The sequence below is a fragment of the Prosthecobacter sp. genome (genome assembly GCF_044222345.1).
Taxonomy (GTDB): domain Bacteria; phylum Verrucomicrobiota; class Verrucomicrobiia; order Verrucomicrobiales; family Verrucomicrobiaceae; genus Prosthecobacter.
Map to the genome: position 1 here is coordinate 1 of NZ_JBGANL010000028.1, position 14,804 is coordinate 14,804.

Annotated in this window: 10 protein-coding genes; 2 read left to right on the top strand and 8 right to left on the bottom strand. The window is 59.5% G+C overall.

What is annotated here, in order from left to right; translation table 11 throughout:
* From ACILSL_RS15430 to ACILSL_RS15460, 7 genes are all read right to left on the bottom strand, one after another.
* On the bottom strand, positions 1-666 hold a 666-nt coding region (locus ACILSL_RS15430), incomplete at its 3' end, for a patatin-like phospholipase family protein (protein WP_395732940.1).
* A 270-nt stretch (positions 667-936) separates the two neighbouring features.
* Entirely contained in the window at positions 937-2,313 is a 1,377-nt protein-coding gene (locus ACILSL_RS15435; RefSeq protein WP_395732941.1) for a proton-conducting transporter membrane subunit, read from the bottom strand.
* A 14-nt stretch (positions 2,314-2,327) separates the two neighbouring features.
* Positions 2,328-3,644 carry a proton-conducting transporter membrane subunit gene (locus ACILSL_RS15440; RefSeq protein WP_395732942.1) on the bottom strand — a complete coding sequence of 439 codons (1,317 nt, stop codon included), beginning with the start codon at positions 3,642-3,644 and terminating at the stop codon, positions 2,328-2,330.
* 26 nt (positions 3,645-3,670) lie between these two features.
* Positions 3,671-6,598, bottom strand: a complete 2,928-nt coding sequence (locus ACILSL_RS15445; protein WP_395732943.1) for a DUF2309 domain-containing protein — start codon at positions 6,596-6,598, stop codon at positions 3,671-3,673.
* 182 nt (positions 6,599-6,780) lie between these two features.
* A complete protein-coding gene (locus tag ACILSL_RS15450; protein WP_395732944.1) occupies positions 6,781-8,097 on the bottom strand; it encodes a sensor histidine kinase in 1,317 nt (438 codons plus the stop codon).
* A 15-nt stretch (positions 8,098-8,112) separates the two neighbouring features.
* Positions 8,113-10,395 carry a bifunctional SulP family inorganic anion transporter/carbonic anhydrase gene (locus ACILSL_RS15455; protein ID WP_395732945.1) on the bottom strand — a complete coding sequence of 761 codons (2,283 nt, stop codon included), beginning with the start codon at positions 10,393-10,395 and terminating at the stop codon, positions 8,113-8,115.
* A gap of 128 nt (positions 10,396-10,523) precedes the next feature.
* A complete protein-coding gene (locus tag ACILSL_RS15460) occupies positions 10,524-11,165 on the bottom strand; it encodes a response regulator (protein ID WP_395732946.1) in 642 nt (213 codons plus the stop codon).
* A 715-nt stretch (positions 11,166-11,880) separates the two neighbouring features.
* Between ACILSL_RS15460 and ACILSL_RS15465 the strand changes: the two genes are divergently transcribed.
* Positions 11,881-12,708, top strand: coding sequence for a PEP-CTERM sorting domain-containing protein (locus ACILSL_RS15465; RefSeq protein WP_395732947.1), 828 nt, complete (start codon positions 11,881-11,883; stop codon positions 12,706-12,708).
* An 84-nt stretch (positions 12,709-12,792) separates the two neighbouring features.
* Here the strand turns inward: ACILSL_RS15465 and ACILSL_RS15470 are convergent, their stop codons facing one another.
* Positions 12,793-14,079: a Y-family DNA polymerase gene (locus tag ACILSL_RS15470; protein ID WP_395732948.1), complete on the bottom strand. Its 1,287-nt coding sequence runs from the start codon at positions 14,077-14,079 to the stop codon at positions 12,793-12,795.
* A 141-nt stretch (positions 14,080-14,220) separates the two neighbouring features.
* On the opposite strand from ACILSL_RS15470, the gene ACILSL_RS15475 reads away from it, so the two are divergent.
* Positions 14,221-14,799, top strand: a complete 579-nt coding sequence (locus ACILSL_RS15475; RefSeq protein ID WP_395732949.1) for a DUF2726 domain-containing protein — start codon at positions 14,221-14,223, stop codon at positions 14,797-14,799.
* Positions 14,800-14,804: the final 5 nt, after the last annotated feature.

The following is a 14,804-nucleotide window of genomic DNA, read 5'->3' on the forward strand; positions in this document are numbered from 1 at the left end:
CACATTTCCATGAGCGAGCAGGTTTACCTTCTGCCAAAATGTGCGGAAGATGCGCGAAAAGGCGCGGTCAGCAGGCTTGTCACCCGGCATGAAGGCAGGATCGTTCTGGGATTCGAATTCATCTGGTGCGGGCATGACGTTCACCGCGATGATGCCATCGAGATTGAATCGTTTCTTGAGCAGCATCACCGGCAGGGGCTCGGAAACGCCGCCATCGGTGTAACGCCGGCCGTTCAGTCTGACCGGAGCACAAACAGCCGGAATGGCTGAACTGGCATGCACGGCATGTGAAACGCTGCCGGAATCAAAGACATGAGGCGTAAGACGGTCAAGATCCGTGGCGATGACGATCAGCGGTCTGTCGAGGTCCGCAAAGGTCTTGTCGCCCAGATCGCGTTCGAGGTGCTTGCGGATTTTTTCACCACGAATCAAACCTTCTGAAGGTGGAATGATGAAATCCATGAGTGCTTTCAGCGTAGGCCGGTCTTTGATCTCCCGTGCGCGCTCCTCCAACTCCACACCACTGAGGCCGGCGGCCCAGAGGGAGCCCACGTAAGCCCCCATGCTGCACCCCGCGACAGCGGAGATGGGAACGCCCTCTTTTTCGAGCACCTGAATAACGCCAGCGTGCGCCAGTCCGCGCGCGCCGCCACTGGATAGAACCAAACCGATTCGGGGTGTTTTTCCTCCCCCTGAGCCGTGCTTAGAGCTTTCTTCGGCACGACTCCATCCCCGGAAGGGAAGTTGGAGCTGGGTGTTCATGGCCTGAAGGGTTGTTAGCGTTTTAGACCCTCACATTGAGAAATTAATTCAAAAATGGCGAATCTTTGTGCACAGATCGCAGGTCATGAACCATTCGGATTTAAGCCGCATGCTCAAACATGCCGCAACCGCCCCCCCCGGGCAGATGCTGCAATAGTGGTGGAATGAGGAAGGTCAGTGACCTGACACGGCATGCACCGACTTTTCGATGCTGTTTGCAGCATCTGAGCGCCAGCCGATGACCACACGAGGCATGAGCCCCCCTAGAACCAAAAAAAGGATGCAGACAGTCAGCGACCAGCGTTCGCGTGGCAGAGCGTCGGGGATGTTGATGACGTGCTTTGGCAGCACGCCGAGGAACAAGGTGTTGTACAAGCGCAGCAGGTTGATGGCATTGAAGACGGTGGCAACGAGCAGCACGATGCCGGCGCTCAGGTGGTTTTGCAGCATGCCGTGGAAGATGAGCTCCTCGGCGCAGTAGCCCAGCGTGCCGGGAAGGCCGACGAGGGCGAGGCCGCAGATGAGGAAGAAGGTGGCAAGACGGGGGGCTTTGGCGGCGAGTCCCAGATGCATCAGAGGGTCTTCAGTGCTGCTTACCCGCGCTTCGAGCGCACGAACGACACAGATGAGGCCGGTGGAGGCAGCAGACACCACCAGCCAGTGTGTCAGCGCACCGGTGATGCCTTCGGCGTTTGTGCTGGTGATGCCCGCGAGCATGAAGCTGGCCTGGCTGATGCACAGGAAGGCAAGAAGGCGCCGGGGCTTGCTTTCAGCAAAGGCACGCAGGCTGGCGATGCCTACGGTGGCAACGGCCGCCAGACTGAGGAATTCGAAGGCATGGTGGGCGGATTCTGAGAGAGAAGCGACCTGTGTGCGCGCGACGAGGACGACGCCGAGGTGGCCGTTGAAAAGGAGCGCCTTGGGAAGCAGGGGGCCGCATTCAAAGGCATGCACCACGCCGGCATGGAGGGGGAAGAGCCCTTTGCGCAGCACCACTGCCAGTGTGAAAAAAATGACGGCTGATGTACCATATTCCGCAAAACCGGTGATCGAAGCACCGCCCGAAAGCATGATGGCGGCGGTGAGGGCCAGGCAGCTGGCGAGGCGGATGCCGCTGGTGAGGCGGGTCTCTTTCTGGCTGCCGAACATGCCTAATGCAAACGGCAGGCAGGAGAGCCACCAGCCCGCCATCATGGGAATCCAGCCGGCGGCGGCATAGGCCATCTGGATGGCGAGGGAGATGAGCAGCATTCCGGCCGGAGCCTGGGCGGCGGCATCGCGCCGGGGCGCCAGGACGAGCACCATGAGGGTCAAGGCGGCATAGAAAGCCATGGGCACGGCATTGAGACCATCGGCCAGGAAGCAGGGCAGCAGAGGATCGTGCAGGCTCCGGCCATCAGCTTCATGTGCGGCAGCCAGGAAGGCGATGAAAGCGAGTCCGGCGGCCACCACGGCGGTGCGGCGTGGCCGGACGGCCTTCCACGATGCCAGCACACCCCCGAGCAATGAAGCCAGGGCGACAGTGAGGTATGGCAGTGAAAGGTGAGTCATGAAGTTGTCCTGGATCAGCGGTCGGCCACCTTTTTCACAGGGGCTTTGGGTTCGAAAATAGCGAGCCAGCGGGCGACCGCCTGAACTGGGGCGACGATGCAGCGTTCGACGATGGCATCATAGAACCCACGGCCAAGGGCCAGACGATAGAGCCAAAGCTGCACTGAGGGCGACAGCAGGGAGTCGTACTGGCTGCCGGTGGGGGTGAGCTTTCCACCGGCGGCGGAATGAACGCGGTGGTAGTCCCTGAGCATGGAGGGGGTGCGCAGAAACTGCAGGGTGCGCAGCATGGCATGGCTGACGAGATGGATGAGGGCAAAGGTGGTCCAGCCAAAGCCGATCTCGGCAAAGATGAGGCCGATCTGAGTCTGGGCTGCATAGGCCAGCGAGGCCTTGGCATCGGCCGAAGTACGATGCACGAGCGTGCCCAGGAAGGCGGTGGCGAGGCCGATGACGATGACGAGGCCTCTGGCCACCCAGGACTGGTGGATGAGGGGCTCAATGCGCAGCAGCAGGTAGGCCCCCGCATGGATGGAGATGGCGCCGTAGAACACCGCACTGGAGGGGGTGGGGCCTTCCATGGCCCGGGGCAGCCAGCCGCAGAAGGGGCCCTGAGAGGATTTGCCGCCGGCAGCGATCACGAGCAGCGCCGCGACAATCGTGCCTTGTGTGCCTTGAAGCTGACTCTGGCAGGAAGGCCACTCGCCGCTGAGCATGCCCGTCCAGGACGTGGTGCCGAACCAGTGATGAGCCAGGAAGATGGCGAGCAGCAGGAACAAGTCCGCCACACGGTAGGAGGCAAAGACCCACAAAGAATTGCGCACCGGCTCGGGGCGATACTGGAAGAAGCCGACGAGAAGGACGGAGGTGATGGCCACGGTTTCCCAGCCGACAATGAGCAGGTCCAGCGATTCAGCGATGAAGATGAGAAGCGCGCCGAAGGTGAAAAGATGCAGCAGCAGGAAGAAGCGGTAGAAGCCCGGATCCCGATGGAGATAGCGAATGGAAAATGAGCCGACGATGCCGGCCAGCACCACGGTCATTCCGGCGAGGGGCAGGGACAGCCTGTCGATGAGCAAAGGCAGCGGATAACCATAGTGCCCCACGGTGAACCAGTCCCCCAGCATCACGCGTACGGAATACAGCCCCTCCGCCCTCATGCGCCAGCCAATGATGATCACGAGAAGCAAGAGAAACGCATAAGTCAGTTTGGTGATCCGCGCCATGGCACGCTCCCCCACACCGACGCCGAGAAGCCAGAGGACACTCAGGGCGAGAAAAAGCGCGCCGGGAGTGGCAATGAGCAGAGGTATCAGGGTTTTCAGCGGCATGAAAAGAAGGCAGGAGATGACAGGGGTTATGCGGCCTTGGGTTCGATGCGGGCCAGGGCGAGATGTTCCATCTTGCCTTCATACCAAGCCAGCGAGCTGGATGCTACAGGAAGCGGCTCTTCATTGCCCGTGAGTTTCTCGAAGACACCCTCGCGATATACTTCCACATGGCCGTCATCAGGATCCATCGTGACAAGACGAATCCACTGGTTGCCGACGATTTCGCTGAGCTCTTCGTCCGCCCTGATGACTTTCATCAGACGTTCCGGGGCGGTTTCGACAATGAAGAGAATGCGCACAGGCTCGTGTATTTCGACCGCCTGCGCGGGCAGGCCTGTGCGCAAATCGCCCTGATAACCATTCATCACGCCAAGCAAACCGTTGATGTTGTGCGGGAGCTTGGTGCCGCTGCCGTACACGTCATTATCGACGGCGGAAAAGTAATAGTCGAGGTTGATGCTGTAACAAACCGGAATCGCGGCTTGGAGAACACGAGCCAGAGCTTCATCGCTGGGATCTTTGGTGGCGTCGTAGGATGCGAGAAAGGCACGGCGGTCCATGAAAAGACCTTTGGTGATCTCACGACGGCCAACAAAGGCCACGGCGTTGGTGCAGTGGCCGTACTCGGGGCGCGGCTCTCCGATGTGCTCCGCCCGCTCCTGCACATGCCTCAAGCTGGATTCCGGAGCCACGGGATGACCCGCCGCTTCAAAACGTCTTGCGCGCTCATGAGCATTGAGAGTACGCGCCTTGTCCAGCGACTGATGAACGCGCGTGAGATCCCCGCAATGGGTCTCCGGCAGAAGATCCAGGTCGAAGAAGTGGATGTCCTCATTGCAGGTGTCGTGATAACCTCCGAGAAACCAGGTGTCTTCCGGAATGACGACGCCTTTGGCGCGCAAGACCTCCCGAACGGCGGGGCGGTTGGCGACGAGGGCAAACAGGCGTGCATTGGGCGCCCCAGTGCGCCCGCCGCAGGCCTGGCAGCAGTAGGCGGATTCGTAGGGGTTGTTCAAGCTGGTGGAACCGTGGCCGAGAATGACCACGAGACGCGCATGGCCCTTGTGCAGCCCGGCGGGGCCGATCACCTCATAAACACATTCCGCCTGCTCTTCCGTGGTGAAGCCGTGCATCAAACCCGTGGTAGCGTCCCGGGAGGCGGCATCGTCCCGCATGAAGGCAAACTCGGTCCTGGGCTCCGGCAGGAACGCCCTGTTGAGAAATCTGGTGAAACGCCCGAAGGCCAGAGGGGTCAGCACGCGCAGCGCCAGCGGGAAGAGGCTCAGGAAGCCGAGACAAGCGGTGCTGAACCAGCCACGCACCAAGGTGCGAGAGGAGATGAAGCCATTGCGCGCCAGGCCGCCCCAGAAGCGCCTGCGGCCCTGACGGCGCCTGTGCAGGTGCTCGTGCTCCTCCGCAGGAACCTCGCGCACAGCGTGCCGGGGATCCACCACCACGGGACAGAGAGAGACGCCGCCTGCATCATCAATGCCTGCATAGTTAATCGCCACGCCAAAGAAGCCCGCGACACCCACGGTTTCGATGGCGGGATCGACCTCCTCCAGAGCCCGCCGCATCGACTCTTCGCGCTCATCAATGCAGAAGAGCACCTGGGCGACAAGCCTGTTGCTGCTGGGAACCACGCCGGGCATGCTGCGATGTTTTGCCAGCGGGATCAGCACGCGCCGCTCATGCCTGCGCTCGTAGGCCAGATGCAGCAAACGGCGGCGCTCGATCTCGTGGCTGGCGAGAATCTCCTGGACCAGGCGTGCCATCTCCTCGTCCGCCAGTGCCGCAAGCCCGCTGCTGGTGATGCCGAGGAGCTGTACCACATCAAACACGCGCGCGACGTGAGTCAGGGGGTCAAAACGAGGCGCAGGCACCGGTGTGGAGCGCCATGCCGAGGTGTCTCCGGCGATGTCCTTGAGAGCCGCCACGGTATAGGTGAGGCGCAGAGCGAGGAACTCCATGAGGGAGCAACGCACGCGGTCATGCGGCGCCAGGGATGCATCCTGCTCCAGCATGTGAACCATGCCCGCCCAGCCGCGCAAAGCGAGCAGCTCCTCCGTCACAAAGTCCTCCCAGTGCGACTGAGGCAGGCCGAGCTGTTCGAGAGCTTCCAGGACCACGGCCTCCGCATCCATTCCAGCCGCCTCCTGGCGTAAAAATGCCGTGCGCACGCCGCCCAAGTGCGCGGGAAAGATGGAAAAGGGCTGCGGCATTATCTTGCGAGCGGCTTTGAGCAGGCCCCTGTCCCGATGAGGCATGGGCCAGTAGGCGATGCCCTGGTCGAGATAGGCCCCTGTGAGACGGATGAGAGGCGGATGGATGAGAGCATCCATGTCGATGCCGTAATGTGCCAGAACGACATCACGCGGACGTTTAGGCATGACCGGAGGCGGAGCTGGCTGGGGCTTCACCCGTGCGAGGCATGCCTCCCAGAGGGCCTGCGGGGAATCCCCGCATAGCGCAGCTGCGGAGGCAGGAGGGAGGTCACTGCGGAAGGAGTCCAGCCAGCCTCCTTCCTCCAACTGCCAGGAAATGTTGATGCCATTCACCCGGCGCACGCCGGGGATGAGCATGGCCCGCCTGAGCACCCGCCGACTGAGCCTGCCGGGCAGGAATTCCAAGTCAGGCTCGCGGCTGAGAACCGCGTCGATGTCTTCATCCAGAATGCGGCCCCTGCCGCGCTCCAGCTGATAAGCCTCTTCGGAGAGATAGGGCTCCGCCTTGTAGAGACCTGCCCCCTCAAGAACAGCCTCTTCAAACCTGCGATGCTGGAATGAACGGAGCGTGTTGTAGTGGATAAACACGCCCAGGGGACCCTGGACCGGCAGGAAGCGAGCCGCATGACCCACCACACGGCGAAGGTGCTGGAGACACCCATCCGCCGGCTGAGTCTCCAGGGTGGATTTGTGACAGCCACAGGGGCTGACATGGGAACAGGTGCTCATCGAAGGTCAAAAGGCAATTAAGAGCATCTTTGGGTGCTGCGCCATCCCTTGATCAGGGGGTATTCCGCTACGTAGCGCGGGGGCGGAGGGTACGAGGGCACGATGGAAGATGGGAGATGAAGCGGAGTCGTGGGTGGGAGGACAGGCCGAAGGGGCTGTCTCCAGCTGACAGCCGGGGACGGCTATCCTCCGTGGGGCGGGGTTTGGAGGGGGACGACGACCTCGATTCGCAGCCCCTGAGGCATCACGCTGCTGGCGGTCAGCTCGCCCCCTGACTGCCGTGCGCGTGCACGCATGCCCACCATGCCGAGGCTGGGGCTGTAAATGATTTCTCCGCTGTGATTGGGCAGGCCCTTGCCGTTGTCCTCGATGGTAAGAAGGATTTTTTGATCCCGATGAGCCAGGCGGATCTTCACCACCGTGGCCTCCGAATGCCGGGCGATGTTGGTGAAGGCCTCCTGGGCGATGCGGAAGAGATGGGTTTCCGTTTCATCAGCAAGCCGCCCCGTGAAGTCAGAGTCGTAATCCACTTTCAGACGCGTGCGCTGGCCGAATTTTTCCGCCAGCCAGCGCAGGCCGGCATCCAGGCCAAAATCATCCAGGATGACGGGCCGCAGCAGATGGGAAAGTTCGCGAACGTTGGCGATGGATTCATCCACCAGATGGAGGCAATCGGCGCGCAGTGAAGGCAGATCCTGGGTGGAGCCCTTGGTCAGATTGGAGCGCACGGCGGCCAGTGACTGGCCCAGCTCATCATGCAATTCATGAGAGAAGCGCCGTGCGGCCTGTTCCTGGGTTTGCAGCATGTGCCAGGACACGCGGCTGAGTTCCTCGGACTGCCAGCGGATGCGCTGGATGCTCTTGCGGGCAAAGGCAATGGTCAGAATGGCGCATATCGCGGCCAGGACGGTGCTGGCCCCCAGCAGCAGGGTGGAGTCATCACCGAGATCCTGCGACTGCTTCTCCAACTGGTGTTCGGTCTTGGTCAGATGCTCGGAGCTGCTTTTGATGAGCTTGTTGACGATTTCGACGACCCGGCCGTGATGCAGGAACAGGGTCTCAAGCTTGTCCCGCTGCACCGGTTCATTACTTTCCAGCAGCCGATGTGATTCCTGGGTGAAGGCTTTAACGCCTCTGTCCAGGTCCGCCCACAACTCCGCATCCGCCAGGGACCGCACCTCCGGCCCCAAACGAGAAATCTGGCGGTCACTTTCATCCAGCTCCTGCAGCAGCCTGGCCAGATCGGCGCGCTTCGGTTCAAACTGGGCGAACTGATGCAGCACCCCGGCCATGGTGTTTTCCTCCGACTGCACATCTTGCCGCAACCGGGTGATGAGGAACTGGTCACGCGCCATCTGCTCCACCCCGTGCCGGATCCCCTGGCTCTGGCGTACGGCGATGAGGCCCGCTGTCCCCAGCAGCACCATCACCAGCAGAAACCCCAGCGCCAGAACGCGCAGCACGTAGCGTTCGGTGATGCGCAGGAAGGTGAACGACATGGCAAGGAAAAAAACTCAAACCGCCTCAACCGTGGGTATGGCCAGCGTTGACTTGGAGGAACCCTGGGTCTGGAAAAAGGAAACCATGCCGGTCTGAATATCATACAAAGCTCCGACGAGCATCAGTTTTCCTTCCCGAACCAGAGCTTCGAGGGTGCTGCTGCGCTCCATGATCATGCGCATGGTGCGCAGCACGTTGCGGCGGGAGACTTCATTGGCGTAGGCCGCCTTCTCTCCGGGCAGCCACGCGCCTTCACGCTTGCAGGTGCTGAGATCGACCGACTGTTGAATTTCGGTGACGAGCGAATCGAGATTCACACAGCCCGTGGCTTCGGCGGCGGTTTGATTGCTGCAAATGAGATCCACGGCGGCATTGACCGCACCACAGGAGGTGTGACCCATGACCAGAATCATCTTTGCACCCGCCACGGCACAGCTGTACTCCATGCTGCCGAGCACTTTGTCGCGCGCAATGTTGCCCGCGATGCGGACACTGAAAACATCTCCCAGACTCAGGTCAAAAACGAGTTCTGCAGGCGTGCGGGAATCAATGCAGCTGAGCACCACCGCCATGGGGAACTGACCTGCGGAAGTCGCATCCACCAGACGGCCGATGTCGCGCGTGAGATGCCTGCCTTCGCGGAACCGCTTGTTGCCTTCTTTGAAGATTTCCAGCACACGTTCCGGCGTCAGACCGCTCTGCACTTCGCGGCTGCTGTAATTCATGAACTGAATGCGGTCCTCCAGCCGGGGATATTTGTCTTTGAATCCCGCAAGACTGAGTTGGATACCACGCACCTTCGCCGTCTTGTGCTGGAAATCGTGGATCAGATCCAGGATGTCCGCGTCAATGTAGTCTGTGCTGCGCGCATCGAGGAGAACATGGCCGCCGTTTGGTACGCCACGCAGGGTTTCCTCCAGCGTTCCACGGCTGAAAAAGCTCACCTGATTGGCCAGTTCAATGCGCAGCACTTCGCCCGTGATGTGCTGCTCCATGAACTTGCGCAGAGGACGGCGCATGTTGCTGTGCAAAATGAAGCCTATGCTGACCGCAAGACCAATGACAATACCCATGAGAAGATCTGTCAGGACGATGGCCACGACCGTGATGATGAAGGGCAGGAACTGGTTCTTTCCTTCCTGCCACATCTGTTTGACCAGGCCGGGACTGGCGAGCTTGAGACCGGTCATGAGAAGAATGGCTCCGAGCGCGGCGAGCGGGATCTGGTTCAGCAGACCGGGCACCAGCAGAACGCAGCCCAGCAGAAGGAAGCCATGAAAAACAGCGGACAGCTTGGTTTTGCCGCCGGCATTGATGTTCACACTGCTGCGCACAATCACACTCGTCATGGGCAGGCCGCCGATCAGGCCGGCAGTGACATTGCCGATTCCCTGCGCGATCAGCTCCCGGTTGGGCGGACTGCTGCGCTGCTGAGGGTCGATCTTGTCAACCGCCTCAAGATTGAGCAACGTCTCCAGACTGGCGACGATGGCGATGGTGATGGCAGCACCATATACCGCCGGATTGCCCAGAGCGGAGAAATTCGGAAACACCAGGAAGTTCATGAACGCGCTGATATCTTTCGCCACGGGAACCTGCACCAAATGTGAAGCTTCAATGGCCCATGCACCGCCGCCAAACTGCTTCAGCAACATGCTGACGCCCACCCCCAGCAGCACCACCACCAGAGGGGCAGGAACAATGCTGTTTTTCAGAGGCTTGATTTTATCCCACAAAACCATCAGCAAGATGGAAAGCACACCGACAAGCGCGGCACCGGGTTGGATGTCAAACAAAGCGGACCAAATTTCGGTGAAAGTGTTCTCATGGTCGGGCTGCTCGAAACCCATGTCCCCTTCCGGGTCGGGGTCGTGCCCGATGACATGGGGGATTTGTTTGAGGATGAGGATGACACCGATGGCGGCCAGCAGGCCCTTGATCACACTCGAAGGGAAAAACGCGGCAATGAAACCCGCACGACAGACCCCGAGGATGATCTGCAACACACCCGCAAACATCACCGCCAGCAGGAACACATCAAAAGCTCCCAACTTGGTGATCTGCGCCGCCACAATGGCGGTCAAACCTGCGGCGGGTCCGCTGACACTGGTTTGTGATCCGCTGAGAACTCCGACCAAAATACCACCGATGATCCCTGCCACGACACCCGAAAAGAGCGGCGCATTGGACGCCAGTGCCACCCCCAGACAAAGCGGCAGCGCCACGAGAAAGACGACGAGGCCAGCCGAAAGGTCTTTGAAAAAGGTTGCAGGTGAGGTTGGGGGAGTGGCAGGCATGCGGGAGGTTGGGGTGAATAAAGGGTGTGAGATTCCATCTCAAGCCGCCCCATCCACCGAAGCCAACAACAAAAAGGCCGTAGTTTTCCACCACCCATCCAATCCCTTACAACAACCTGCAAAATCCTTTAGTCGATCAAGCCGTTGCGAATGGAAAAGCGCACCAACTCGCCGATGGAGTGCAGATTGAGCTTTTCCATGATCCGCCCCCGGTGAGCCTCCACGGTGTACACGCTCAGGTTCAGCACTGAGGCGATTTCCTTGTTGGTCTTGCTCTCCGAAATCATCTGCAGCACTTCCCGTTCCCGTGGTGACAGCAGGTCGATCGGATTGGTGACATGCTTGCGATAGTCGTCCAGCACCGCGTCGCTGACCTCCGGGCTGAGAAATCCTTTGCCATTGGCGACAGCGCGCACGGCCGAGAGAAGATCGCTCTCGTTGCTGTCCTTTAACAAATAACCATTGGCTCCCGCACGCAGCATTTCGCGCACATAGACGGAGTCCTTCTGCATGGAGAGCGCCAGAATGCGTGCCTTCGGCACCGCCTTGGTGATCTGCCGCGCCGCCTCGATACCGTTGAGCTCGGGCATCGTCACGTCCAGCACCACCACATCCGGCTGGAGATTGATGGCTTTTTCCACCGCCTCCCGTCCATTGGCGGCCTCGCCCACGACCTCCATGTCCCACTGTGCAGCGAGGATCATGCGGAAGCCGTTGCGGACCACGGCGTGGTCATCGGCAAGAAGTATGCGGGTTAATTTGGCAGGCATGTGGCAGGCAGAATAGCCAACCAGCGGCAAAGAGCAAAATCTGCGGTCATTTTGTGGGAGCTCAGCACGAGCGGCGGTACCAACTGCCGCCACATTTTCCCCAGGGCCAGCCTTCCGCCCAGCCAAGGTCAGCCTCATCGGCGTCGCCGCATCGGCCTCAAAAGGCCGGACCAGCGCCAAACCATTTGCGGGCTCGCCCTTTCTCGCACCGGGGAGTGTTGCAGGAGAGCATGCCAGGGTTCCTCGCCGCCCAGCCAATTGGTGATGGCCAGGCAAACCAGTGCTTCCTGTGCGGGACCATTCTGGTGCATGCAACGAATTCGCGCCGCCCGCTGATGGCATGCCGATCAAGCTGCGAAATCTCGCTCATGGTCAGATCATCAGGGTTCTTTTCTCAACAGAATCGGGGAGAACGGCGGCTGCAAATGCCTCAATCTGTGTGCGGCGAGTTTCTGACCAAGGAGTCGTCAGAATGACGCGCAAGCCGGAGTTGTCATGATTTTGTCAAAAAAGTCATAAATGAGTAAGTTATTGTAAATGAATTGCAAAAATGCCTCTGTGTAATTCAGACATCTGATCAATTAAGCGCAATTAATTGAAAAATTCATAATTGAAATGCTTTACAGAGAATTGTTTCAAATATAATTTATAAATTATCCTTCAATTAGCGTTAGTGGGTCTAACTTGAGACTCAGGTCTGTTAATTTTTGCATTTATGAAAACGTCATTCTCTACTCATCAGCTGCAACGCAAGCCCATTTCGGCTTCTGCTGCCGCCGCCATGCTGCTTGCTTTTAGCAGCCTTGGGTTTGCCTCTACCATTGAGTTGAATCAGCCCTTTTCGCCGGCCGGCCAAAACTACAGCATCACGGCGTTGCAAAACCTCACTCCCTTAACCTTGGATGGCGGAACGGCAGCAGGAGCCAATCCGAATGTGAACTTGGAGTTCCAAGGTGGTTTCGGTGTTCGCTATCAAAACGCCTATGGCCAGCTGACTGACTTCGGCATCGGCCTTTACGATGCGAGCAGCGCACTTGGCATCCAAACGGCCTCCACCGGCCTGAACATCGCTTTTGACCAGCTGGTCTCCGGCCATGGCCTCTCAGCCACCTTGGGGAGTTTCAACCTCAACGAATTCTCTACCGACTTCAACACTGGCAATGTGGCGCCGACCGTCTCCATTTATGGCAACGGTGGTTTGCTGCTCGGCAACTTCTCAGCGGCAGACATCATTGCTGACAATGCCCTGAGCCTTCTGACCAGCAACGACCCGATCACCAACACGGACCTCTGGAAGCTCAACCTGGAAGCTTTGGTCGGTTCCAGTGTAGTGGTGTCCGGCTTCACTCTGGCCGCAGACATCCACAATGGCGGCGGCAGCCTCATGGCCGTCAGCAGCGTGCCCTACTACCTGGTCTCAGTGAGCGGCTGCGAATGCGCCTCTGTCCCTGAGCCAGGCTCGGCCTTCCTCATCCTGAGTGCCGGACTCGGGGCTTTAATCATCACCCGCCGCCGCCGCCGCGACCTGCTTTCCTCCAAGTGATGATTTTTTGATTCAAGTCTTTCTGAAGAGCCGTGGGAGATGCCATTCTTCCACGGCTTTTTTGTGGCCATTCCCCGGCTGCCGCTACTCCTTGAACTCCTCCCGGTCAGGAATTCTGGTGAAGGCGATTTTGGTGCCTGAAAACGTGCGCACGGTGTCAGGTGTAAAGCCGATGACGACGGAATCGCGGCCGTGCTTCTGATTGATCTGATCCAGCACGCGGCTGAGCTGTTCACGCAGTTCTTTGGGGGCCGACGCAGCCGAAGAGTCAAACAGTTCGAGCTGCCGCGGGGATGCCTCGGCCACCAGACCGAAGAGGGTTACGGAGACCTTTTTCACCCGCTGCCAGCGCGCCTGTTTCATGACCTGCTGCCATAGATCCGCCAGCACCCGTGCCAGCACGATGCTGTCGGAGCCTTCGTCAAATTTTGCCTGGGCTTCACAGCGCGGTCCGTCCTCCGTGCGCACACTCAGGTGCAGATGCCTGGCGCGGTACTGCATGCGGCGCAGGCGGCTCGCGGCCTTCAATAACAGTCTGCGTGCCACAATGCCCGCTGCTGGTGGTGCGCGCAGTTCGGGGGCCAGCACATGACTGTGTCCGATGGTGCGGTGTGCTGGAGGAGCGTCATCCTCCGTCACTCCGCCATGCAGACCATGCCAGAACCGGTCTCCGGCCACCCCTCCCCAGGCCCGGTGCAGGGTCGCGCGCTCCGCTGCCCACAGATCCGCCATCGTATGAATGCCGCAGGCATGCAGGCGCGGCTCCATGCGGCGGCCGATCCCGCACAGATCACTCAACTTCAGGTCGAGGAGCGGTCCTGGCAGTTCTTCCTGCAGCAGCACGACCAGGCCATCCGGCTTCTGCATGTCGCTGGCCACCTTTGCGAGAAAGCGGTTCGGGGCCAGACCGATGGAGCAGGTGATGCACTCGCCCACACGCTCCCGCAGTCCTTGCTTGATGCGTCTGGCCAGATCCAGCGCTGCATCCATTCGGCGGCGTGGTGCATCCAGCTTGCAAGCCATCTCGTCGATGGAGCAGATTACATGGACCGGGAAATGCCGCTCCACCTCCTCAATGATCTTGTGATGAAATTCCACGTACACATCGTGCCCGGCCATCACGGTGATGAGTTCCGGGCAGCGCCGCCGTGCCTCGCCGATGTTGGTGCCCGTCTTGATTCCAAATTTCTTGGCCTCATGGCTGGCCGCAATCGCACAGGTCGCGTCTGAATCCACCGGCACCACGGCGACCGGCTTTCCCCGCAGTTCCGGATGCAACTGCTGCTCCACGCTGGCGAAATAGCTGTTTAGGTCGAGAAACAGCCAGTCCACGAGCGCTTGGGAATCAGGAATGGCGTGAGGAGCAGGCATTGGCGAGTGCCATTCTCGCGTAAACCTGAAACTGTTCAATAGAACATTATTCAGATTAAGCTAAAATCTCATTCATGGCCTCTTACATGCTTCTTACCAATGCCGAGTTGATGGGTTTATAATTTCTATAAATGATGAGGCATGCAGCCCGCTTCTGCTAATCCTCCCCTTTCTTCTCCTGAGACATCCCCCACTCCCTACCCCCTGCTGTCGTCCGACGAAGCTCTGTTTCATGCCTGCCTAGAAAACATCACCGCCCAGCGCTGCCATATTCAATGCAAGCCGCGCCTCCTGGAAGTTCTTCATGCTGAAAACGTTGCGGGCTTTCTTAAGATTTGCCAGCGCCACATCGATTTCCTAATCTATCGCAAAGGAGACTGGCTTCCCATGGTGGCCATCGAATTCGAAGATGACAGCCCCGGCAAAGCCAGCCGAAAAGTGCGGGACCGCCATTTGGTCAATGACATCTTTTCGAGCTTCGGCATCCCCCTGCTACAGGTCAATGCCAAGGACATCAACCAGATCGACACTCTCGTTCACAAGCTCAGCAACGCCTGGCAGCAGCGCAATGCGAACCTGGAAATCTTGCCTCCGCCAAGTGAGGAGTGTGCTCCCCACCCACCCACGACCAAACTGCTGGCAGCCACGTCCAGTTTCAGCCCCAATTCCAGTGCCAATGCGGCCCGTATTACCTCCGCAGCCAGCACCTCGATTTCCTGATGGCT

What these genes read in the sequence shown, in the direction of transcription:
- ACILSL_RS15435 (WP_395732941.1), bottom strand. Translation starts at nt 2,313, where the DNA reads ATGACTCACCTTTCACTGCCATACCTCACTGTCGCCCTGGCTTCATTG.
- ACILSL_RS15440 (WP_395732942.1), bottom strand. Translation starts at nt 3,644, where the DNA reads ATGCCGCTGAAAACCCTGATACCTCTGCTCATTGCCACTCCCGGCGCG.
- ACILSL_RS15445 (WP_395732943.1), bottom strand. Translation starts at nt 6,598, where the DNA reads ATGAGCACCTGTTCCCATGTCAGCCCCTGTGGCTGTCACAAATCCACC.
- ACILSL_RS15450 (WP_395732944.1), bottom strand. Translation starts at nt 8,097, where the DNA reads ATGTCGTTCACCTTCCTGCGCATCACCGAACGCTACGTGCTGCGCGTT.
- ACILSL_RS15455 (WP_395732945.1), bottom strand. Translation starts at nt 10,395, where the DNA reads ATGCCTGCCACTCCCCCAACCTCACCTGCAACCTTTTTCAAAGACCTT.
- ACILSL_RS15460 (WP_395732946.1), bottom strand. Translation starts at nt 11,165, where the DNA reads ATGCCTGCCAAATTAACCCGCATACTTCTTGCCGATGACCACGCCGTG.
- ACILSL_RS15465 (WP_395732947.1), top strand. Translation starts at nt 11,881, where the DNA reads ATGAAAACGTCATTCTCTACTCATCAGCTGCAACGCAAGCCCATTTCG.
- ACILSL_RS15470 (WP_395732948.1), bottom strand. Translation starts at nt 14,079, where the DNA reads ATGCCTGCTCCTCACGCCATTCCTGATTCCCAAGCGCTCGTGGACTGG.
- ACILSL_RS15475 (WP_395732949.1), top strand. Translation starts at nt 14,221, where the DNA reads ATGCAGCCCGCTTCTGCTAATCCTCCCCTTTCTTCTCCTGAGACATCC.